This window comes from Prochlorococcus marinus str. MIT 0918, assembly GCF_027359415.1.
Lineage (GTDB): Bacteria > Cyanobacteriota > Cyanobacteriia > PCC-6307 > Cyanobiaceae > Prochlorococcus_E > Prochlorococcus_E marinus_C.
Genome location: NZ_CP114780.1, coordinates 598822 through 621138, shown reverse-complemented (window position 1 = coordinate 621138; position 22317 = coordinate 598822). Strand labels below are relative to the sequence as shown.

General features: G+C 31.3%; 19 protein-coding genes and 1 pseudogene. 8 read left to right on the top strand and 12 right to left on the bottom strand.

Translation table 11 applies throughout. The features are described 5' to 3' along the window. Positions 1-65 precede the first annotated feature (65 nt). From cysS to O5636_RS03315, 3 genes are read right to left on the bottom strand one after another with little or no spacing between them, the layout of a single operon-like run. On the bottom strand, positions 66-1565 hold the full coding sequence (gene cysS, locus O5636_RS03325; RefSeq protein WP_269623204.1) for a cysteine--tRNA ligase: 1500 nt from the start codon (positions 1563-1565) through the stop codon (positions 66-68). 55 nt (positions 1566-1620) lie between these two features. Then, the gene (gene polA / locus O5636_RS03320; protein ID WP_269623203.1) at positions 1621-4581 is read right to left on the bottom strand and encodes a DNA polymerase I; all 2961 of its coding nucleotides are present in this window, start codon (positions 4579-4581) and stop codon (positions 1621-1623) included. Between the two features lie 32 nt (positions 4582-4613). Beyond that, entirely contained in the window at positions 4614-5678 is a 1065-nt protein-coding gene (locus O5636_RS03315; protein ID WP_269623202.1) for an efflux RND transporter periplasmic adaptor subunit, read from the bottom strand. A 124-nt stretch (positions 5679-5802) separates the two neighbouring features. On the opposite strand from O5636_RS03315, the gene ychF reads away from it, so the two are divergent. Next, a complete protein-coding gene (gene ychF, locus O5636_RS03310; RefSeq protein WP_269623201.1) occupies positions 5803-6894 on the top strand; it encodes a redox-regulated ATPase YchF in 1092 nt (363 codons plus the stop codon). A 249-nt stretch (positions 6895-7143) separates the two neighbouring features. Continuing rightward, positions 7144-7830, top strand: coding sequence for an outer membrane protein (locus O5636_RS03305; RefSeq protein ID WP_269623200.1), 687 nt, complete (start codon positions 7144-7146; stop codon positions 7828-7830). A gap of 417 nt (positions 7831-8247) precedes the next feature. Here O5636_RS03305 and O5636_RS03300 read toward each other — a convergent pair whose 3' ends face one another. Next, on the bottom strand, positions 8248-9246 hold the full coding sequence (locus O5636_RS03300; RefSeq protein WP_269623199.1) for a dTDP-glucose 4,6-dehydratase: 999 nt from the start codon (positions 9244-9246) through the stop codon (positions 8248-8250). 238 nt (positions 9247-9484) lie between these two features. Next, positions 9485-9940, bottom strand: coding sequence for a peroxiredoxin (locus O5636_RS03295; RefSeq protein WP_269623198.1), 456 nt, complete (start codon positions 9938-9940; stop codon positions 9485-9487). A 710-nt stretch (positions 9941-10650) separates the two neighbouring features. Here O5636_RS03295 and O5636_RS03290 point away from each other — a divergent pair. The 3 genes and pseudogenes from O5636_RS03290 to O5636_RS03280 all read left to right on the top strand — a co-directional run bounded on the left by O5636_RS03290 (position 10651) and on the right by O5636_RS03280 (position 12505). Next, positions 10651-10803 carry a hypothetical protein gene (locus tag O5636_RS03290; protein ID WP_269623197.1) on the top strand — a complete coding sequence of 51 codons (153 nt, stop codon included), beginning with the start codon at positions 10651-10653 and terminating at the stop codon, positions 10801-10803. 278 nt (positions 10804-11081) lie between these two features. Further along, positions 11082-11798: pseudogene (locus O5636_RS03285) on the top strand (potassium channel family protein); the annotation flags it as partial. Positions 11799-11956: 158 nt separating this feature from the next. Beyond that, positions 11957-12505 carry a hypothetical protein gene (locus O5636_RS03280; protein ID WP_269623196.1) on the top strand — a complete coding sequence of 183 codons (549 nt, stop codon included), beginning with the start codon at positions 11957-11959 and terminating at the stop codon, positions 12503-12505. 19 nt (positions 12506-12524) lie between these two features. On the opposite strand, the gene O5636_RS03275 is transcribed toward O5636_RS03280, so the two are convergent. Together O5636_RS03275 and O5636_RS03270 are read right to left on the bottom strand one after the other, a co-directional pair. After that, positions 12525-12728: a hypothetical protein gene (locus tag O5636_RS03275; RefSeq protein ID WP_269623195.1), complete on the bottom strand. Its 204-nt coding sequence runs from the start codon at positions 12726-12728 to the stop codon at positions 12525-12527. Positions 12729-13014: 286 nt separating this feature from the next. Then, positions 13015-13239 carry a hypothetical protein gene (locus O5636_RS03270; protein WP_269623194.1) on the bottom strand — a complete coding sequence of 75 codons (225 nt, stop codon included), beginning with the start codon at positions 13237-13239 and terminating at the stop codon, positions 13015-13017. Positions 13240-14121: 882 nt separating this feature from the next. On the opposite strand from O5636_RS03270, the gene O5636_RS03265 reads away from it, so the two are divergent. The 3 genes from O5636_RS03265 (at position 14122) to O5636_RS03255 (ending at position 15698) form a co-directional block, all read left to right on the top strand. Continuing rightward, positions 14122-14346 carry a hypothetical protein gene (locus tag O5636_RS03265; protein ID WP_269623193.1) on the top strand — a complete coding sequence of 75 codons (225 nt, stop codon included), beginning with the start codon at positions 14122-14124 and terminating at the stop codon, positions 14344-14346. 239 nt (positions 14347-14585) lie between these two features. Continuing rightward, a complete protein-coding gene (locus O5636_RS03260; protein WP_269623192.1) occupies positions 14586-14819 on the top strand; it encodes a hypothetical protein in 234 nt (77 codons plus the stop codon). A gap of 285 nt (positions 14820-15104) precedes the next feature. After that, positions 15105-15698, top strand: a complete 594-nt coding sequence (locus O5636_RS03255; protein WP_269623191.1) for a DUF2939 domain-containing protein — start codon at positions 15105-15107, stop codon at positions 15696-15698. 187 nt (positions 15699-15885) lie between these two features. On the opposite strand, the gene O5636_RS03250 is transcribed toward O5636_RS03255, so the two are convergent. The 5 genes from O5636_RS03250 to O5636_RS03230 form a co-directional block, all read right to left on the bottom strand. After that, a complete protein-coding gene (locus O5636_RS03250) occupies positions 15886-16704 on the bottom strand; it encodes a hypothetical protein (RefSeq protein WP_269623190.1) in 819 nt (272 codons plus the stop codon). Between the two features lie 98 nt (positions 16705-16802). After that, complete coding sequence (locus tag O5636_RS03245; protein WP_269623189.1) at positions 16803-18278, bottom strand: MBOAT family O-acyltransferase; 1476 nt, start codon at positions 18276-18278, stop codon at positions 16803-16805. Between the two features lie 10 nt (positions 18279-18288). Continuing rightward, positions 18289-18948 carry a VTC domain-containing protein gene (locus O5636_RS03240; RefSeq protein ID WP_332299713.1) on the bottom strand — a complete coding sequence of 220 codons (660 nt, stop codon included), beginning with the start codon at positions 18946-18948 and terminating at the stop codon, positions 18289-18291. Further along, on the bottom strand, positions 18948-21602 hold the full coding sequence (locus O5636_RS03235) for a CotH kinase family protein (protein ID WP_269623187.1): 2655 nt from the start codon (positions 21600-21602) through the stop codon (positions 18948-18950). The genes O5636_RS03240 and O5636_RS03235 overlap by 1 nt, the downstream gene beginning before the upstream one ends. A 4-nt stretch (positions 21603-21606) precedes the next feature. Next, positions 21607-22302, bottom strand: a complete 696-nt coding sequence (locus O5636_RS03230; RefSeq protein ID WP_269623186.1) for a DUF4956 domain-containing protein — start codon at positions 22300-22302, stop codon at positions 21607-21609. Positions 22303-22317 lie beyond the last annotated feature (15 nt).

Sequence of the window (22317 nt, the reverse complement as noted above, 5' to 3'; positions counted from 1 at the left end):
AGTCTCTCACCTGAAGTTAAGTTCTGGAAGGAAAGTTCACGATCTGGGAAATAATTAAAATTAGTCTAGGTTTGAATCCAGTCTGTTATTCCACCAGGCTTATCGGTTAATTCAACCCCTTTAGCTTTTAACCCTTCCCTTATCTTATCTGCTCTAATAAAATTCTTGGAAAGTTTAGCTTCTGTACGTGCTTTAATTGCGGCTTGAATTTCCTCCTTAGTTAATGCATTACTTTGATTAGAGGTTTCTTTCTTAGGCAACTCAGCTTTGAGACCTAGAATATTTGCTAATTCTACGAGAAGTGACCATCTTGAATATAACTCACTCTTTTCTAAATTAGAAATTGACGTGAAGATTTCATGGTCAATTTCATTAGCTAATGACCTCAATGGCTTGGCAAGTTCAAAAAGGATAGCAAGAGCTACAGATGTATTGATGTCATCATTTAATGCATCTATAAATCGTTGTTTATATTCAATAAACCCCTCTTTTAACTGATCAGATTTGTGAAGCCTATTCGTTTGCAAATTCATCTCAGGCTTTGGCCAATTAAGTGTTTGATAACTTGCCTGGCCTATTGAAAGAGCTTTATTAAGTCCTTTCCATCCTGCTGATGCAGCGTCAAGAGCTGTTACCGTAAAATCTAGAGGTTTTCGGTAATGTGCTTGTAAAACAAAAAACCTTAATGTCATAGGAGAAACCCCTTGCTCAAGTAAAGCTCTGATTGTTGTAAAGTTTCCAAGTGACTTACTCATTTTTTGCCCTTCAACATTAACCATCCCATTATGTAGCCAATACCTTGCTAATTTTTTACCAGTAGCCTTTTCAGATTGAGCAATTTCATTTTCATGATGTGGAAAGATTAGATCAGCACCTCCTAAATGAATATCAATTGTTTCTCCTAACTCTTTAAGAACCATTGCAGAGCACTCTATATGCCAGCCAGGCCTCCCTTGGCCCCAGGGAGAAGGAAAGCTTGGTTCATCTTTTTTTGCACTTTTCCAAAGTGCAAAATCAAAAGAGTGCTCCTTACGAGTTTCTTCTTTGATTGTGATACGACCATCTGCATTTAGTTGTTGTTTTGATAGGTCACGTCTACTTAGTTTTCCATACTCTGAATACTTCATAACAGAGAAGTAGACATCACCATCAACTGAATATGCCGCACCCTTCTTTTCTAATTCTTTAATCATTGAACAAATCCCATCAATACACTTTGTAGCTCTAGGCATTCGATCAGGACGCAATATGCCAAGAGCGTCCATATCTAAATAAAATTCAGTAATATTTTTTTCGCTAACTTGTTGCATTGTAGAGTTCTCTTTGGCTGCTTTAGCCAAAATTTTGTCATCAATATCCGTAAAGTTTTGAACAAAAGTCACTTTATATCCTTTTGAAAGAAGAAATCTCCTCAAAACATCCCAAGCTATATAGCTCCTTGCATGGCCTAAATGACATAAATCATAAACTGTGACACCACAGCAGTAAATACTTACTTCCCCTTCTTTCAATGGAGTGAATTCTTCTGTTTGTCTTGTGAGAGTGTTGGTTAACCTTAGGGACACTTGTTTATTAAGAGGTTTTGAGAATGGATCAGTATAATTTGTTGGCTTTATTTTATTACTTAGCGTCCATCCAGTTCTCTCCAAAAGCTGTTTGAACAACTAAAGGGACACTAAGTTGAACTGCATTTTCCATTGTACTAATCACTAGTTTTTCTACTTCCTTTTCTACTGATGGATCTAACTCTAAAACTAATTCATCATGAACTTGTAATAGTAGGTTCGCAGACAAGTGTGACTCTTTGATCTGTGTGGCTAGTTTTACCATTGCGATTTTAATGATATCTGCACTAGAACCTTGAATTGGTGCATTGGCTGCAGCACGTAGTTGTTGAGCTTCCATGCCTGCACGTCTTGCATGATTAAGGTCTATGTCCATTGGGTTTTCTCCTAGAAGTCTGCCCAGTCCATCTTTTTCAAATTGAAAGTATCGCCGCCTTCCTAACAGTGTTTCGACATAGCCTTTGCTTAGAGCAAGTCTTTCTTGAAGCTCAAGAAAGGAAAAGACTTTTGCATATCTTTCTTTGAATCGCTTAAGAAAATCTTTTGCGTCAGCTTGAGAAACACCTGTAGACCTTGCAAAACGTTGGGGTCCCATTCCATATATCACACCAAAATTGATTGTTTTCCCTAGACGTCGCTCGTCTGAGTTTATGGAATCTTTTCCTAAGAGGATTTTTGCAGTTAAAGTATGCACATCATTCCCCTTTTTATAAGCTTCTTGTAAAATTTCTTCCCCCGAAAGATGGGCTAAAATACGCAATTCTATTTGTGAGTAATCAGCGCTTAATAACTTCCAGCTTTCTTGAGGAAGAAAAGCTTTTCTTATTCTCTTGCTAAATTCAGTTCTGATTGGAATGTTTTGTAAATTTGGATTGCTACTGCTTAATCGGCCTGTTGCTGTTACAGCCTGGTTGAAATCTGTATGAACTCTCCCGGTGTCTGCTTCAACAAGTTGTGGGAGAGCATCTACATATGTGCTCAGTAGTTTGCTAATTGTTCGATGTTCTATTAATAGAGGAACTAATGGATGATCTTGTTCTAGTTTCTCTAAGACATTTGCATTTGTGCTCCAACCTGTTTTTGTTTTACGAGATTTTCTTTTGTCAAGAGCTAATCTTTCAAAAAGTATTTGACCCAATTGTTTTGGGGAATTTAAATTAAATTCAGTATCTGCGATTTTATAGGATTGTTTTTCTAAAGTTATTAATGTTGTATTGAGTTCATTAGATAACTTTTTTAAGTATGGGATATCTATACAGATTCCTCTTGCTTCCATATCGGCAAGTATTGGTTCAAGTGGTTGTTCAACTTTCTCTAAGAGATTAATTAGATCTCGACCCATATTTTTTAATTGGACTTGTAATTGAAAAGAAAGCTTTCTAGTGAGATATACATCCATGCCGCAATAAAGGCTTGCTGTTTGAATATCAACGTCTTTAAAAGTTTGATTTTTTTGAACCAGATCGTTATAGCTAGTTGGCGTAATCCCAAATTCTCTTTTTGAGATTTCATCTAAACTATGTTTGTTCGTTGAATTGCAAAGATAGTCTGCAAGAAGAGTATCAAGTGCTACTCCTTCTAATGGGATACCATGATGAAGAAAGATAAGACGATCGTATTTTGCATTTTGAAGAACTTTGGGGTGTTTAGAACTTGATAGCCACGGGGTAAGAGTTGTTATTACATCTAGTAGGGGTAATTGTTTGTTTTCTTTTCCGATTTGTGATGACTCTAAAGAGTTGTGTTTTAACGGAATATATGCAATGTCATCTAAAGCATCTCCCCAGCAAAAACCAATTCCAACCAGCTCTGCTTTAAATGGGTTTAAACTTGTTGTTTCTGTGTCAATGGCGACCGGAGTGCTTTCAAGTGTGCATTGCATTAATTTGTTTACAAGACTTTGAAGTTCAAATAGTGACAAAATTACTTGAGGCTGAATATTAGGAAGTTGATTGTGATTTGTTAGAGCAGATGTTTGTTTTAGTGGCTTATCAGCTTTATTAATTTCAATATTTTCGTTATTTATAGAATCTTTATTTGCATTGAAACCACCTTGGGAAAAGGCTGCTGAAAATATTGGAATCTGACGAACAAGACTAAAGAGTTCTAACTTTAATAGTGCTTCATTTAGTTTATTATTGTTAATATAATTCAGTTCAAAGGCTATGTCTTTCTTAATTGGAACATCTACAATTATTTCTGCTAGCTTCTGAGAAAGATAAGCATTTTCTTTACCTTCTTTCAGTTTTGTTTTTAATGCACCTTTAATAACACCATGGGAAGATTTTATTCCTTCCTTTTCCAAGAGATATAGAGACTTATATATTCCGTTTAGATTTTTATTCTCTTTAAGTAAATTGATAGCTGTTTTTGGTCCAACTCCTTTAATGCCAGGAATATTATCTGAACTGTCACCGGTTAAAGCCTTTAAGTCTATTACATCTTTAGGTATTACACCTAGTTTAGCTATTACCCCATCTTCATTGATAAGCAAAGGGCTTCCACTCTTAGCGTAGGGTCCTCCTCCCATATATAAAACGGCTATATCTCTAGAATCATCAACAAGTTGAAACAGATCCCTATCCCCAGAAAGTATTCTTACTTGCCAACCATTATCTGCTGCCCTATTGGCTAGTGTACCAAGAACGTCATCTGCTTCATAACCAGGAGCTGTAAGTATTTGAAGATTGAGAGTTTCTTTTAGGATTGTTTGAAGTTGTGCTAGGTCTTGGAAGAATATTTCAGGAGCAACATCTCTATTTGCTTTGTAATTTGGATCTATTTGATGACGAAATGTTGGTTGGGCAGTATCGAATGCAATTGTTATACCTTGAGGGCTAAGAGATTTACAGTTATCTAAAAGACTTTTTAGAAAGCCATATGTGACGCTTGTAGGTATGCCTTCTTTTGTACTTAAACCACCTTCTTGGCCTTTGCTGAATGCGTAAAAACTTCGAAAAGCAAGTGAATGCCCATCAACAAGTAACAAGGTAGGTTTTATGTTCTCTTTAGACATAGCTAAGTCAGTCCATTGTTATTGCATCTGAATTAATTTCTTTTCTTTTTAGACCAAGGTGGAATATCAATAAAGATTTTATCTCCTGGATTAATTCCTTTAATAATTGCTGTTTTGTTTCCGCTACTTGAGCCCAGATCAACTTTCTGGAAAACGGGCTCTTTATTTTCTCCGACTATTAATAAACCTGGTTCTCCATCCTTTGTCACTATTGAGACAGTTGGGACAATAGTACTTAAGGCAGATTGTGAAACTTTAAACTCGATATCAACAGTCATTCCTATACGAAGCTTTTTTGGAGGATTAATAATAGATAAGGCTACTTCAAATGACGTTACATTATTATTTCTTATTGCTCTAGGGGCTATATCACTAACAAATGCACTAAAGCGTTCATCAGGAAAAGCCTCAACTCGAACACTGCCTTTTTGGCCAATTTGTATGCGGCCAATATCACTTTCAGGTACTTTTGAAATTACTTCTATGCCCTGAGAAATTTCCACAACCGCACTTTGTACTGAACTTTCATTATTTGAATTGCGAGAATTAGGCGATACAAAAGTTCCAGGCTCAGCATAACGTGAGGTTATTATTCCTTTGAGTGGTGCTTTTATAAACAATTCTTCTCCTTCTATTTTGATTTGATTCAGTTTGGCTTTGCTTATTAAAAAATCTTTCATGAAACCATCATAGGTTTCTTTGCTAATACCCCCCTGAAGAAACAATTCTTTTCGACGCTCAAAAGAAGCTTCTTTGTTTTGAAAGTCTGCTTCCATTTCATCAAACCGGAATTTGAAATCACGGTCTTCTATTTTGGCAATTAGTTGACCTTTGTTGACTTCATCACCTTCTTTGACATAAATATCCTCAATTATTCCTTGGCGTGAAGGGTTTACATTTAAACTTTTTTGAGCTTGCAATTCTCCACTTGAGTTAATCACTGAAGGTAATTTTCCCTCTTCAGCTATAACTGTAAAGCTTGACAAATCTTTTTTTTGTTTTTGACCTGGTCCTGCCTTGAAAATAACATTGGCAAGAATTATCACTATTAAAAATGAGAAAAGATTGATTACCTTTTTTTTACTTAGACCTTTCATTGATTTTGAAAGTAATTAATTTTTGGTATGAAGATTTAGGTTTTTCTCTTAAGCTGGTTAAATAGCCTAGAGTGATTAGTTTGATCAGATTAACCCCTCGAACGTTGCTTTTAGATTTTTCCTGATGCTTAAAGTCGGAATAGTAGGGCTTCCTAACGTTGGAAAGTCCACTTTATTTAACGCCCTTATTGCAAATGCGCAAGCACAAGCAGCTAATTTCCCTTTTTGTACAATTGAACCAAACGTGGGAATTGTCTCAGTTCCAGATGACCGTTTGAATTTGCTCGGGGCGCTGAGTAATAGTAAAGATTTAATTCCAACACGAATTGAATTTGTCGATATTGCTGGTTTAGTTAAAGGAGCAAGTCAAGGAGAAGGTTTGGGAAATAAGTTTTTAGCAAATATTCGTGAAGTTGATGCAATCGTTCATGTTGTGCGTTGTTTTGAAGATGAGAATGTTGTTCATGTTTCAGGATCTGTTGATCCTATAAGAGATATAGAGGTTATAAATTTAGAACTTGGTTTGTCAGATCTAAGTCAAATTGACAAACGAATGGCAAGACTGAAGAAACAAATACTTAATAGTAAAGATAGCCAGTTTGAACACTCTTTATTAGAAAGAATTAAGACGGAACTTGAGAGCGGAGGTTTGGTAAGAAATATTTCCTTTAACCAAGAAGAAATTAATATAATCAAGCCTCTGGGCTTGCTTACTTTTAAGCCAATAATCTATGCATCAAATTTAAGTGAAGATGAACTTTGTTCAGGCAATGTTAATTCAGAAAATGTTTTTAAACTAGCATCGAAAGAACAAGCTAAGAGCGTAAGAATTTCAGCTCAAGTAGAAGCTGAATTGATAGACTTAGGAGATGAAGAAAGATTGGATTATCTTCATGCTTTAGGAGTTAAAGAAGCAGGATTGCAAAGCTTAATAAGAGTTTCTTATGATCTTTTAGGATTAAGAACATACTTCACTACTGGAGAGAAAGAAACTAAAGCTTGGACAATTAAATTAGGCATGACAGCTCCTCAGGCTGCAGGAGTCATTCATACAGATTTCGAGAAAGGATTTATTCGAGCTCAAACTATTAATTATCAAAAATTGATTGAAGCAGGTTCTCTGTCTGAGGCTAAAAGTAAGGGATGGATACGTAGCGAAGGTAAGGAATATATAGTTCAAGAAGGAGATGTAATGGAGTTCTTATTTAATGTTTGATCAATATCATTTCTTTAGAAGGAACCTAGGCTTATTCTTATATTTTAAGCATTTTAATTTTAAATTATTTTAATCTTCTTATCGCGAAGTTTTTCACTGTTGTTTAGATACTTTTAATTAGTTGCGCTTGCTATTACCCTTTCATCATTTCAAGCAACTTCTCGGTTCTCATTAAAACACCTAGACTGGCTAGACGATCTAGCTAATCTAGTATTATCTATACACCCCCTTGTTCTAGGAATCGCTTTTATGAAAATGCTTTTTAAGTTAATCAAAGGAGCAATAGTTGCAGGATCTCTTTTATTCAATTCAGCTTCTGAAGTGCTTTCCGAAGAGGTCGAGTTCAAGATTAGAAAGGGAGATGGATATGTTGAGATGATTGAAGTAGAGGATCATGGGTTCTATTTAACGTTTAGCTCAGGCGTTCTTTTCCCATCGGAAGACACTTATGTTTATCAGCATTCTTCAGGAAGGAGGTATAAAGATGATATAACTAGTGGCTTTTCTGGAGAGATGGGTATTGGATATAAATACAATGATTATCTCAGGAGCGAATTATCCTATCAATTAGATTCAATTCATATAAACACTGAAAATTCGGCGACTCCTCTTGTCTCATATGCATCAATTCATTCCTTATTTATAAATAGCAGCTACTTTTTTGGAAACATAGAATTTACTAAAATGACACCATACATTGGAGCTGGGTTGGGAATTTCACTTATGGATACTAATTGTGCCTGTCGTGGTAAAGAAGATTTGTCTTCAGGTTTGGCTTATCAATTTAAAGGTGGAATCTCTTATCCTTTTAACAAAAAAATAGAAACCTTTGGTGAAGTTACATACAGAAATTTAGAAGAGACAGTTATTAATGGATGGACTACTCAACCTATTAAAAGAACCATTTTTTCTGTTGGTATCCGCTATAAACTTTAGCTTAGTTCAGTGTGTCTGTATTTCATTAATAGATAAAATCTAAGACTCATTATAAGGACATATTTCTAGCTAGCGGTTTAAAATATGTGTTAGTATGAATTTTTTTAATAATTTGCTTCCTCTAAAAAATCAATGAAGAGCTTAAAAAACAACCAGAAATAAATATTGGAATTACTAACGATGATAAATAGATTACTATTTTTTCCATACTGTTCTAATATTTGTCTAACTGACCTAATTTAGGTATGCCCTAGAAACTAGATTGAAATTTTATATAGAGCTAAATGTAATGCGGATCCTAGTTAATATTTAACCAGTTGGTTTAAAAGATAATCTTTTATGGAATTTTTTTCCCAGATTTTACTTTTTACCTTCATTTGCAGCCTAATTTTAAATGCAATTAATAAATAATTAAGTTTATAAAATGCTTGCTTGAAAAGCCTCTGGATGTGATTTATACCATTCAACAGTCTCTTTTATGCCTTCATTGAAATTAGTTTGAGGTGTCCAATTAATAAGTTGATTAGCTTCACTAATATCAGCACAATGTCTTCTAACATCTCCTTTTCTCTTTTCGATAAACTTAAACTCTTTTGTGTAATTCATTAATGAAGCAACTTTTTTAACAACTGACAAAACACTTATTTCTTTCCCACTGCCAATATGAATTATTTTACCTCGGGTTTGAGGATGTTTAAATAATTCTAATGTTGCTTTAACTGTATCTTTTACAAAGATAAAATCTCTTGTTTGAAGGCCATCGCCAGAAATAAATATATCTTCATCTTTGCGCATTTTCTTAATTAATATTGGTATTAACGCTGCAAATTTATGTGCATTTTGTCTCGGACCGTATTGATTAAATGGTCTTATTACAGCAACATCACACCCAAAGGTGTTGAAATAAGAAAGTGCTATGTGATCTGTGGCTAATTTTGAAGCAGCATATGGAGTTTCTGGGAAACTAGGGTGATCATTTCCCATTGGAAGTTTCCTAACAGTTCCTAATGCTTCTGAGGATGAATATTGGATTAGAGATGCAAACTTTTCTTCGCGTAATAGCTTACAAATATTAATCGTCATGTCTAAATTTTTCTTTAGTGACCACTCGGGTTTTGTTAAGGATGAAATAAGAGGTATGGTGGCTAAATTAAAAACAATATCTATAGAGTGATTCAATATCACCTCATTAATTTCTTCGAAATCACCAACATCACACCTTTCAATGATTAAATCTGGAAATGATTCTTTTGCTTCTGATAAATTCGCTAACCTGCCAAGAAAAAAATTTGATGCTACTACTACTTTCTTTGGATTTTCTTGCTTGACAATTAAATCTATAAGGTGACTTCCTATAAAACCAGCACCACCTGTTACCAGGATGTTTTTATCATCAAGAGAACATAGTGCTTCCATTGCGAGTTGAAATATTCAAGATATTAATTAAATATAAGGTCAACTTTCTTTAAAAACAATAATTTGTAGTTAAAATCGTTTGGATAGTAAATATAAATTGAGTCCTTTTAGGCAGAATAATAAAAATTTTTTAATACATTATTGAGTTTTCAATGGGAGTCTAACGACGTTGAGAAAAGTTTATTCTAAATATTTACTATATTCAAATTAACTAATGAATATAGTAAAATTATAATGTTTAATTTTGAAAGTCTTTTAAGACACTTATAGCTTCTTTGATATGAGCAGGACCGTTAATAAGATCTTCAAAAATATGACGAATTATTCCTTTAGAGTCTATAACATAAGTTACTCTTCCATCTAATAATCCTAGGAATTTAGGTACACCAAATAACTTTCTTAGTATATTATCTTTATCACAAAGTAAAGGGTATTGAAGTTTATTTTTTAAAGCGAATTTTAAATGACTTTCTTCATTCCCATTGCTAATACCACAGACTCTAGCTCCAAGGATTTTAAACAAATCATACTTATCACGAAAGCCACAAGCCTCAACAGTGCATCCAGGAGTGTCGTCTTTAGGATAGAAAAAAAGTATTAAAGGCTTCCCTTTGAAATCTTTTTTACTTCTACACTGTCCCGATTGGTCAAGTAATGAGAAATCGGGTATTTCGTCACCTATTTTTAAAGCCATGAATTCATAGAGATGAAAATTACTTAAAGTAATAAAATTGCATTTTTATCTTAATGATAGTTGTTATTTATGGTGAATGTGATTTGATATATTTTTCTATTTAAATTTTCTTAAGAAATTGATCTAGCTTTATTCTCTTTTCCCAATAAAGATCTGAATAGACGTCCCCCTATCTGCTATAAGCGTTTAATTGTATACTTGCAATGACGTTTTTAATTAAAACTTAGCATTCTAGAGCCCTAACTGACTTAAGGTAGGATGCTCTAAGGGAGTATTTGCCCATCATGAAAAGTTGATATATCTAAAAAATAATAACTCTTTTCATATAAAAGCTTTTGAAGATTTGGAACTAGCAGACTAGCAATTGAATCTCAGCTTGGAAGATGGTTTTATTACAAGTTTAATAGCTTTCTTATAAAGTATTGAAATGATGCCTAACTTAACTCTTAAACGGATTTCCAACTCCCTTCAAAATACTGTTTTATTTTTAAGTCTCTATGATGTTAGCTTGAAGGATTAAAAAAAGTGAGATTCTGGTTGGGATATAAAGAAACGAATTGTCCCAATAACAAACTGTCACTCAGGATAGTGACAGTAGTAAAAATTTTGATATAATTTTTTTTAAACATCATAATAAAACGAATTAAGTCGATCAGACCTTAGAAGATGTTTTAAATAAGCTTCAACATACATATTCAAAAATCCATTCAATGAATCCAGCTAAGCAACACTCAAAACTTTTAAAACTTCAAGCAAAGGCAGAAAATTGCCTTTCTAGAGAAGAAGCTCAAAAGATTATTCGTAAGGCTAATAAGGCTAATAACAAACTTTCTTCAGAAGAAGCTTTTATTCCTAAGGATTGAATATTTTGAATAAAAATCACGGAAGCATTGACTAAAAATATATTCCACCATCATAGTTTAGATATTTAATTTTCTAATCAATCAGCTAAATGCTCTAAAACTTTACCATAAAGAGATTTAAAGCTTTTACTTATAAATCCTAGTTAGTTTCAAAGTTGCTTCAAATAGAGCTACTCAAAATAACATTAATAAATAATGCTCATGTTTTTTAAAGGTAACTCAGATTATTATTCTTATATAAATGAATCCATCTCTTGTAAATAATTTCTGAAGATCTAATGATTAAAGATTTTCTAAAACCATGGTTATTACCAATTTTATTAATAGGACTTGTGTTCCTCTTAGGAGCAATTGGATATCGAGTTACCGAAGGTTGGGATTGGAGTGATTGCCTTTGGATGGTTCTCATTACCATCACTACAATAGGGTTTGGAGAAGTAGAGCCACTTAGTGAAGCAGGACGAATAATTACATTGTTAATAATTGGTGGTGGAGTTGTTGTTATTCAATTAACTCTTCAACGTTTTGTTGCTCTTAGAGAGTCAGGATACTTTTTCAGAATGAAGGCGCTAAGATTTCGCCGCATGCTAAGAAGAATGGAAAATCACGTTATTATTTGCGGATATGGCCGCATAGGTCAAGAAATTGCAAATCAACTCCTTTCTGATAGCATCCCAACATTAATTGTTGAAATAGATTCATTAAGCAAGGATAAAGCAGAAAAAAATGGGCTTGTGGTTTTGCAAGCAGATGCAACCCTTGATGAAACTTTATTGTCTGCTGGTATATCTAATTGCCGAAGCCTTGTTGTAGTTCTACCAACAGATGCCTCTAACCTTTATGTTTTGCTTAGTGCAAAAGGGATTAACCCAAACTGTCGAATTATTGTGAGAGCTGAAAGTGAGGAGGCTTCAAGTAAGTTGAAATTAGCAGGAGCAAGTGTAGTAATTAGCCCTTATGTAGCAGCTGGTAAGTCAATGGCGAAGGCTGCGATTTAATAAATAAGGTATATTTATAATTACTTGATAATTTAAAAAAGCACCAACTTAAAAGAAAAGGTTTGCGATTTAAACATTACTTTAAAATTTTTAGTTAGATTTAACTGTAAGGCCTTAAATCTTATTAACTATAGAAAATACAACGCCAGTTAGTAATGAAATCAATTCTATTAAAAAGTCAAACAGAATGCCAATTAGCTATAGGTTCATATCCAATATTTCTATATGACGCTCGTGGGGGGGGAGGAGAGGCTAACTTGCTTTCGTCAAATACTAAAAATAATCTACATTATAAATTTGATTCAGAGACATTTTCTATTCCACCACTTAATTCGAAGACCACCAAGTTTTTAGGAATGCCTCTCCCCCCAGGGCTACAGATAAAGATGTTTATGAATAAGCTTGAAGGAACTATAGATTTTCAAACAGGTGAAGTGATATTTGATTTTAACGCAAGCTTCGAGTTTAGTATTTGTCGTTTAATTAAATTTCCTAATTTAATTATCAATACAATTCTGGGAACTCGAAGAGTGAAAAGTCGCTTGTTTGACGTTTCTGGTCAGGTCCTTCAAAAAGATAAACAAACTACACTTGTAGGTATAGCAATGATTGAAAGAACAAATAATTGGATTTTGGATTCTTTTCTCAAACTACCTAATGAAGCCTTGGCTGTACTTAAATGTCAAATTATAGGCTTAGATTGAGGCTTGGTTGAATTTTCTTTCAATATACTGAAAGACTTTCATATGCTGAGTCTCTTTCTATTTGATGAGCAAGTGATTTTAAAGCGTTATCTATTGCTTTTAATTCACGTTCTATACAAATTCGTTTATGTTTTAAAATAGTTATTCTTCTATGGATTTCTAATCTTTTTCGTACTCTATAGCCTGCATGACTCTCTTTGTAATCAAATTGATCATTGTCCATTGCAAAACCTCCTGAGTTCAATTGAATTGAGCTATCTCTAGGCTCAATAGTGATTGCATTAGCTAGGGCTTGTTCTTTTAATGAAAGGCCTACCTTTTCTTTAGCGTAGAAAACTTAAGTCTGTAAATCAGTCTTTACGCTGGAGTGTTTTAACTCTGGTGTTTATACCTTGGTATTTGTTATGGAGTAATTAGGCCTATCAATATAGAAATTATTTTTTAGATGTTATTGATATATGAGGTATATAGAGATAAATGTCTAAAACTTGGCATTCTCGAGGCCATTTTTAATTAGATTTATTATTAATCTCAGTTGAGAAAGTTTCATTGTATAAAGAGTAACCTCCAGCTATTGAAACTATTCCTGTAATAAAAAAGGTAATTGCCATGCCTTTACTTCCTGCTAGATATACATGAGTAATAATTAAGCCAGAATTTATTATTGAACTGAAGAGATACCATGCAATAATCCAGCCAGCGACGTATAAAAGAAGTTTGAGTGAATAATTCATGGACTTCATATGTATTCTGATTTATAAATAATCGAAGTATTAGATGAATAATGGATGCTTTTAGACTTTTTTATGACTCTTAATTTAAAGTAATAAAAAAAACAGGAATATTCTTTTATTCTTAGTTTTTTATAAGTATTTCTACTGTTTCATCATGCTTATGGTTGAAAATTTGATAATTTTATCTTTCAGTCATAATAACCCTCTGACGTTCTTTTAATTAACTAAAGATCTAATTTTTTAGAAATTTTTTCTACAGGATAAACTTCTCTTCAGATTTGTTAATGTTAAGAGATTATGTTTGCCATTAATGCACTTTACTTTTATGGCTATGTAAAGTTTCTAAATCAATGCATTGCTTGATCAGTTATTTTAGTAAGCAAATTATTAGTTCTTTTCTCGGAACGACCAACGCAGCAGCTAGAACATACAAAAGTAGACAATTTAGTGGAGAAACGCTGTATTTGTTAGACATTTCTTAAAGTTAGCGTATTTCTTTAAAAGTTCAGTTTAAAGGTTCTCAATTACAACTGATTCCAATAGTGCTTTTTGGATAAGAAGAGATATGCAGGATTAGAATCGATTAATTAAGCATATTTAAAACAGTAAGCTTACTTCAGTCTGGTCTCAAGCCATATTATCAATTAACAAAAGAGATTAGTCCTTCATACGTCTCTAAGCTTAAATAGTAGACTTGAAAATGTGAGGTTATAACTCAAAGAAGAGACGAGAAAAATGTTTTAAAGATAAAACCTTAGATATATTTAGGTTTAAAAATCTCGTTTTTTACCCTTGAATCTTAGTTATTTAAGTGCGGATTAAATGACTCAACTACTTCTTGTATCAAATGACTTCTATATTGTTTGAAGTGCAAGAATTAAAATGAACAAGTTTCTCGCTAGTGACCATCAAGTTGAATTAATGAATGATGCCTACCAGATTATTTCAAGTGTACTTGCAGAATTGAGGGATAACGGGATTCCTGATGAGGAAATATTCTCTTTCACTCAGACTCTTATAAAACATTTTGACCCAGTAGAGCTAAAAAAACTAGAAACTTTGTCTTACGAGAAAGACGCATTATTTAAGGAAGCAAATGATTTGTAAATTAATCGAGGTAGCACCTTTGATTTCTTATTTGAGCTCCTATTGAAAATAGATGTGAGATGAGGTTGATATTATTTCAGCCTAAAACTTTTAAACAAGCTAATAATGATAAAACTAGGCAACTTGTCCATATTAGGATTTTCACCCTACTTCACTAAGAAACCTCAAATAGCTATCAATATTCATTTATTAGGTTATACTTAATTAAAGCAAGTTAGATTCATTAACCTTTAACAACTATGTTTTTTATAGGAGTTGTTTTATTGTGTATAAGTACCTGGTATGCCTGGTTACTAATTAGTAATGTCTTAGATGATGGAATTAAAAGCAAACTCAATCAATTTTTGTATCCTATAAAGAACACCGTATTTAAAAATAATAGGTTTTTAAGAGATCGTTTGACACGTTCTTTATCACAATATATAAAAGAGACCAAACCTTTTTCTAATGGTAATTCTTCTAATAAGAAATAACATAATAATAGTTTCTGATATTAATTATCCTATAGATTTTAACTTCAGTATATTACATCACTAGATTATATATTTTAAATAAGCTTTACCTTCTTAAGTAAATAAAACTTATAGAAAATTTCTTTTATAAGAATATCTGTGAGTTTCAATTATCCAATATATTAAGGTTTTTTGGTTTAATATTTTTAATGGCAGCGTAAAATTTTTGTTAAAAATGATGATATTATTTTAAACAAGCTATTGATTTAGTTAATCAACAGTATATCTCGTTTGGAGAAGGTTCCTATGAATGTTAACTTTTTAAGAAAGAAAAAAATTTATTCTTATGCTGCATCTTTATGTTTAATGCTTATAACTTATATTTATTTAACTCCTTACTTCTCAATTTTGGGTTTTAAATCTGCTATTGAAGCAAAAGATTCGAACAAAGCTAGCAAATATATTGATTTTATTTCAGTAAGGAGAAGTTTAAAAGATCAACTTCTTCAGAAGGCTATATCAGGAGCTCAGAAACAAGTCTCTGGATCAGCCTTAGGTGAACTTAGTATGCTTTTTATTAATCCAATTCTCGAAAAAATTGTTGATGCAACAGTAGAAGCCACAATTACTCCTTCCGGATTAGAACTGTTATTAACCAAGGGTAAAATTTCGACTATTAACCAAGAAGGAATAAGTACTCCTGTTTCAGATAACGATCAGAAAAAAAATAATGAGCCTAAAATTAATTTGCATTATAATTCAGTAAATACATTTATTTTAAGTAGTAAGATGCCAAATTATAGTGAACCTATAGTTGCTTTTTGGAAAAGGTCTAAAATTACAACTTGGAAGTTACATCGAATTGATTTGCCGATGCAAATAAAGAATGAGGTAAAATAATATATTTAGGATTTCTTTAATTTTATGGGTCAATTAAAAAGACAAAATGAAATTAGTACAGGAGCTCAGAAGATTCTCTTACTAATATTTTCTTTAGGGCCGGTTTTATTTATAATTTGGTTCTTATCATCTAAAGGTTTCTTTGACTCTACTTCTTTTTAAAGGAATCTTAATCTTAATTATATGTTTAATTTACACTATTTTCTTTTAGTAATTTATTTAAGATTTTAGAGAATGAAAAAGAACCTTTTTCTGTTTGGTGAACATTATCTGAAAAGTTTTCCTTATCTTGTAAGAATTTCTTGTGAATATTATCTCCTCTAACCAGAATTGCCCCAACATCATTAGCTAGAGACATCAGGTCATTATGGAAATGATCTAAATCTTCTTTTTTATAATAATTATAGGGTGTAGGCAGACTTAAAATAATTGTTTTGTATCCATTAGATTTCACCTTTATTAATAATCTCCTTAAGGATTCTTTTTCATCGTGATTAATCTCTGGAATGTCATTATTTAACTTATATAAAAAATCTCCCTTAGTACTACATGGCAAATAACCATTGTCATATTTACTAAAATCTGGCCCAGATATATTTTGACTGTTAATCCTTTTACTTGATGCTATTACTTTCTCTAAAATTGAACGAACATTCAGTATTCTAAGTCTGCTTATAAAACCTATAGTATTTTTTAAATAATTACCACGATAGCCAACAAATCTTTCATCAATTGCGATTTTTCTCTCTCTATGAATGAATGAAGCTGGACTTATTCCATAAATCAAATTATCTGCAAGAACTTTGTTTAAAAGATATTTATTATAAAGTTCTTCATTATAAGATGGACTAGTGCCGTCTATTGATAAATTAAAAATATTTAATTTAGGATTAACTTTTGAAGGAGCTATTGAACATAGTGAATCTGAACTTCCTAGTATAAGATAATCTCTTTTAGGATTATTTCTGAAAATCTCCTCATATATCTCTCTTGTCCTTTTATTCATATCAGACTCTCCAACCCTTAGAATTACTTCACTAGAAATTAGAAAACCGACTGGAATAAAAGAGAATAGGCAAATTCTTTTAATTGAGTTTAAAAACACTAGAACACGTATACAAAGGAGGGAGATGAAACAATACCAAAACTTATTATAGTTAAGATTAGCAGTTGGGCACAGATATAGGAATTTATTCTTTTGGTATGTTGTAGTTTAGAACCAAGCGAGTATTTTCTTGCTAAATATATTATAAAAAAACTAATTAAAAGTATTAATGTGTTAATCAAAACAGTAAACCATGGATATTCTTTTGATTCTGAACTTATAAATATACTGATCATATCATTAAGGGAAGTATTCGTTGAAGATATTAGCTGCCGTAAACCTATATATAGATTATTAAAAATACTAAAAACTATATTTAAATTCTCAGACCTAAAGAAAATGAATGACAAGCTAATACCTAAATAAGTTAATAGCCTCATTAAATATAACCTTATTTTATTAATTATTGGTAAATTTATAGTTAACTTATTAAAAATTTTATTCTTTCTAAAGATAATTTCTAGAGAGAGCCATATACCATGAAATGTTCCAAATAAAATAAAAGTAATAGAAGGGCCATGCCATAATCCAGCTAGTATAAAAGTAATTAATGTTGCTAATACTAAACCTAGTTTTTCTTTATGCCTAAATTGATGACTTAAAGGTAAGAATAAGTAATCACGTAAGAAAGAAGATAATGATATATGCCATCTTCTCCAAAAGTCTGTACAAGAAACAGCTACTAATGGATTGTTAAAGTTTTCTAAAATTGTTATACCAAAAAGTTGAGCTGAGCCAATAGCAATTTTTGTATAACCTGCAAAATCAAAATATATTTGTAAGGTATAGGCTAAAATAGCAATTATAGTAGCTACTCCTGAAGCATTTGTTGGGTCTTGATATACAGGATTAATATACATAGATATTCTATCAGCCACTACTGTTTTAAGAAATAGTCCCCATAAAATAATAAAGCTACCTTTTTCTATATTATTAATCTCTATTTTTTTAAGATTATTTAATTGAGGTATAAAGTTATCAGCCCTTTCTATTGGACCTTGTAATAGCTTAGGAAAAAATGAGATGTATGTAGAGAATTTTATAAAGGATTTTTCTGAGGGGCTTGTTTCATAATAAATATCTAAAAGATAGGATATAATATGAAAAGAAATAAAAGATATACCTGCCATTTCAAAGAAAACAATGCTATTTGAATTATTACCAGTTATTAAGTTGATTCCTGAGGATAGAAAATTTAAGTATTTTAAGCTAACTAGTGATAATAATATGAAACTAATCCCTGTATTAATGTAGATTAATTTCTTTTTGCCATGGGAGTTTTCAATTAATTGACCTATTACATAGCTAATTACAGTAATAAGAAATAAAATTAATACAAACTTTAAAGATATTAGACTATAAAATAGATAACTAACGCCTAAAAGGAATAGTAAACGTTGTTCTTTTTTTACAAGTAGATATATTAATATTATAATAGTTAGAAAAACAACATAAGCAGGGCTATTGAAACTCATTACCTAAAATTTAATTATATAAAAGGTTAATTGAATTGCAGTACTTAGAATGCCTACTTAAGATCATGTTGAAGTTTGTTGAAAGTTCATTGATGAAATTTTCTTCAGGCTCATAAAAATTATCATATTTAATTTCCAGTACGTCTGTTGGATTGCCAACTCTTCTAGAAACTATAACCTTTTTTGATTTGGTTTGTATTGCACCGAAATATATTTGATGGTCTAGTGTAATTCTTAACTTATAATCAGATGAAAGATAATATGATCTTTTGTATTCAATATAACTTTTAGGAAAGTATTTAATGTGAAGACATTCTGGAATTACAATATTATTAAGTTGTTTGAATGGCTTATTAAAATATACATCATAGCAGTTATATTTTTGAATAAATGTCTGATCTAATGTAAGCTTAGATCCGGAATCAGAAATCTTCTTTTTGTTTTCGTATTTTAAGCTTTTAAAATTATAATTATAGTATCTAATCCTATATTTGTTTCTTTTTGATATTCCATCTTCTGATTGATTAAATAAATCAAACGATAGAGTATCATAATAAAAGCTAGATATAACTCTATCAGGGTAATGCTGTGTAAAACCTCTTGAGATCATAAAGTAATCTAAATGCCTTAGAGATGTATTATTTATAGAGAATTTTCGTTCGTATCGCATTACCGCTTTGTTTTTATTCCATACTCAGAACCATATAGCCTATCTTCAATACTTTGTGATGATATTTTAGAGTTCTGCTTAACACCTTCTATTATCAAATTTGTATCTGCTGAAAATAACCAATCAATCTTATTATATGGATTGATTCGTTCTACTTCAATACTTGGTGAGGAAAACTCTGCTTTTTTGATATATGCAGCAATAGGCAACTTAACCCCTGTATATTTATAATTCTTTATTTCTAAACTTGATGAATCTTTACTAACTATACCAATTTCACTAGTTTTAACTTCAACATCTTCTAGAGAAATATTTGAGCTTTCTCCTATGCTTAGTGCTTTATCTCCTATTGCATTTGCGATTAGATTCTTTACATAACCTTTAGAGAATGAGAGGTCCAGACAATCATTGCCAATTCTATTGCATATTATTTTACCTATTTTAAATGTAGAATAGTCTGAATCTATGGCATCAGATTTTGCATCTTCAACTGTAATATTTTCTATATCTATATTAGAATTTATGAAATTAACAGAATCTTCTGAATTAGAGTTAAATACCTTGAGATCCTTAAGTTTAAGTCTTGATTCAATAAAATTAATTGATCCATATAGAGTCTTCATTTCTAAATTCGGTTCACTTAGGTAACTTATATGTAACTCTCCACCATTAATAATGCTATCTTGAATAACAACTGAACCAGATTTATTGTTATTTATTTGATTGGTTTTGCATCGAGTTATTATATTTGGTTCCAGTTTATTCCCATTGAATATTACATTAGAATCTTTTATGTATAAATTTACATTTGGTTCTAGGCATATTCCAGCAGACTTTTCGAAGGTAATATCTTTATTAGTTAAATAAGTATTTTCCGTAAATCTAGTTAGTCTTTTACTAAAGATATAATCTTGTCTATTATTTGATATTAAATTAATATTAGATAGGTTTTCATTTATATTTAAATTAATTGTATATGAACTGATAAGTTTTATCTTAGATTTTCTGCTTTCACCATTTAGACTGTAATAGGCATTTGATAATCCACATGAAGCTAGACTATTTATATTATAGTAGTTCTTAACTCCTTTAATCAATAGAATTGAATTAGATTTATCATTATTGCAGTATATATTTAATAATTGAGGAACCTCAGAATATTGATTAAGAAGCATGATTTTATTTTTATTATTATCAATTCCTATAAGAGGTCTTTCTGTTTTTGCCTTGTATATTTTATTGCGAATGCTTTTAAGCCTTTCTTTAACAACAGCCCAGGGAGCTATATGAGGCATTATCCCAGCCTTTTCCTGGCGATCTATTTTCCAGAAGTTTTTATATAGGTATCCTCTCTCTTTTGATAAATTACTCCATATTGGAGTCATAATATTCTCTACCGTACTTAATGATGATATTTGATTTAATTCTTTAATATATCTCTCATAGAAGTTTACATTAGGGTTTTTATTATCGCCAAAGAATCTTTTGAAAAACAATCTATTTCTTCCACAAAAATCTCCACAATAAACAAGATTATTATTGTTTTTGTTTATTAATTGGTAAAAATTAAAGTTATCAAAACCTCTTCCTGAATACATATGACCATCATAAAATATTGGTTCTATTAGTCCAGTTATAGGGTTGAAATAGAATTTTACACTTTTAGGATATGTTCCGTGAAATAAATTAAGAGCGTCAAGAGTAGCAAAATATTTTGCCCATAAATCAAGATCAAAGTATTTATTAATTACATCCTGGTTAACTTTAGATTCTTCTAGTATAGCTCGTACTTTTTGCACAAGTTCTAGATCGCTCTTATTCCAATAGTTTGAATCGTGAAGATCAAAGCGACTTTCTTCGAATATTATTGATGTGTTTTCTTCTAATGAAAATATAGGACCATATCTCCTTTTAGATGATTCAACTAGCTCCCTAGAAAATGCTTCTTCTAAATGTCTTATTCCAATATATTCTCCATTTATAAATAGCCTAATATATCTATGCCTAGGACTACTTATGTTTAATTCACGAAGTAGTCTAGATGCAAATATCTCCATTGTATAATTCCTTATTATAGGCATTTGCATAGAGAACTCTTCCATCCCTAAATATCTCTTTTCTCCCTTTATATCTACTTTAAAACTCATCTTCTTGAAACTTTGCCTATGTATTTGCCTGTCTCCCTTTGCCCTTAACTTTATTGGATAGTTAATTTTATTAATTATTAAATCTCCTTCTTGCCATTCTTTCTTTGGACATATTAATTTTGTATCTGCTGTTCTTATTATATTTGAAGTTTTCCTATGACAATCAAGAGCTAACATTGATTTGTATTTAAGATTAAGGTCAGCTCTTGGCAATACATTATTGATTGGTATTATAGATGCTCCTAATTCTTTTAAATAATTAAAATAGTCACTAGGATAAAAAGTATCAAATTGCCATAATATCCTTTCCTTTATTCTATCTTTTATTTTATTCATCAATACCATTGATGTTCTCGATGGCTCTTGTGTAACAATTGATCCTAAAAGAATAATCTCTATAGATATTATTACAAGAGAAATATTCTTCGCAGACTGAAAAATATTATTAGTAAATCTATTTCTAATACTAATTTTTAGTTTATTTTTATTGCTTAAAATTCTTCTCATGCAATCAATAGGATGGAGAGTTTAAAAAGGTTAGACTAGCTTTTTCATTATTACTCATTATTGATTTCCTTAAAGAATTAAATCCATTTAAATCTCTAAACTTTATTTTAAATGTTGCGGTTATATCCTCACCATTTGTTTGATCAAATGATTGTATTGAGTAATAAAGTGAGTTTAATTCTATTGTTTTATAAATTGCTTCTACATCAGAATTTGGAGGTAATCTTACTATAATAGTGTCTAAATCAATTGTTTTATCATTTGAACGATTACCTTTAGCCGATGATAAGTTATATAGAAGAAAGATGCATATAGCTGATACTGCAAAAGTCATCATAGCGAAGACGAATTGAGAAGCTCCTATAGCAATTCCTATACATACGGATAACAGTAAAAATGCTAGGTTATAAGGCTCTTTAACTGCTGTTCTAAATCTTACTACAGATAAGGCACCTACTAGACCAAGTGATAAAGCTAACGACGACTTAACAACAGCAATAAGTGCAGCGACGCTTATAGTTACTATAAGTATGGTATTACCAAAGCTATTCTTAGAGGAAAATGTTGTCGAGTATTTTTTATAAATTAAACGGAGTAAATGTCCAGCAACAAATGCTAAAAGCAATATCTTTAAACCATCTATATAACCTAAGCTAATTGAATTACTTGCTAAGTTAATGTTTTCTTGGAGCTCATTCATTACCTATTAAAGGTG

Coding starts and splice junctions, on each gene's coding strand:
- O5636_RS03260 (WP_269623192.1), top strand. CDS start 14,586: ATGTTTTTTATAGGAGTTGTTTTATTGTGTATAAGTACCTGGTATGCC.
- polA (WP_269623203.1), bottom strand. CDS start 4,581: ATGTCTAAAGAGAACATAAAACCTACCTTGTTACTTGTTGATGGGCAT.
- O5636_RS03230 (WP_269623186.1), bottom strand. CDS start 22,302: ATGAATGAGCTCCAAGAAAACATTAACTTAGCAAGTAATTCAATTAGC.
- O5636_RS03235 (WP_269623187.1), bottom strand. CDS start 21,602: ATGAGAAGAATTTTAAGCAATAAAAATAAACTAAAAATTAGTATTAGA.
- O5636_RS03295 (WP_269623198.1), bottom strand. CDS start 9,940: ATGGCTTTAAAAATAGGTGACGAAATACCCGATTTCTCATTACTTGAC.
- O5636_RS03315 (WP_269623202.1), bottom strand. CDS start 5,678: ATGAAAGGTCTAAGTAAAAAAAAGGTAATCAATCTTTTCTCATTTTTA.
- O5636_RS03270 (WP_269623194.1), bottom strand. CDS start 13,239: ATGAATTATTCACTCAAACTTCTTTTATACGTCGCTGGCTGGATTATT.
- O5636_RS03305 (WP_269623200.1), top strand. CDS start 7,144: ATGAAAATGCTTTTTAAGTTAATCAAAGGAGCAATAGTTGCAGGATCT.
- O5636_RS03265 (WP_269623193.1), top strand. CDS start 14,122: ATGAACAAGTTTCTCGCTAGTGACCATCAAGTTGAATTAATGAATGAT.
- O5636_RS03255 (WP_269623191.1), top strand. CDS start 15,105: ATGAATGTTAACTTTTTAAGAAAGAAAAAAATTTATTCTTATGCTGCA.
- ychF (WP_269623201.1), top strand. CDS start 5,803: ATGCTTAAAGTCGGAATAGTAGGGCTTCCTAACGTTGGAAAGTCCACT.
- O5636_RS03280 (WP_269623196.1), top strand. CDS start 11,957: ATGAAATCAATTCTATTAAAAAGTCAAACAGAATGCCAATTAGCTATA.
- O5636_RS03250 (WP_269623190.1), bottom strand. CDS start 16,704: ATGAATAAAAGGACAAGAGAGATATATGAGGAGATTTTCAGAAATAAT.
- O5636_RS03245 (WP_269623189.1), bottom strand. CDS start 18,278: ATGAGTTTCAATAGCCCTGCTTATGTTGTTTTTCTAACTATTATAATA.
- O5636_RS03240 (WP_332299713.1), bottom strand. CDS start 18,948: ATGCGATACGAACGAAAATTCTCTATAAATAATACATCTCTAAGGCAT.
- O5636_RS03275 (WP_269623195.1), bottom strand. CDS start 12,728: ATGGACAATGATCAATTTGATTACAAAGAGAGTCATGCAGGCTATAGA.
- O5636_RS03300 (WP_269623199.1), bottom strand. CDS start 9,246: ATGGAAGCACTATGTTCTCTTGATGATAAAAACATCCTGGTAACAGGT.
- O5636_RS03290 (WP_269623197.1), top strand. CDS start 10,651: ATGAATCCAGCTAAGCAACACTCAAAACTTTTAAAACTTCAAGCAAAG.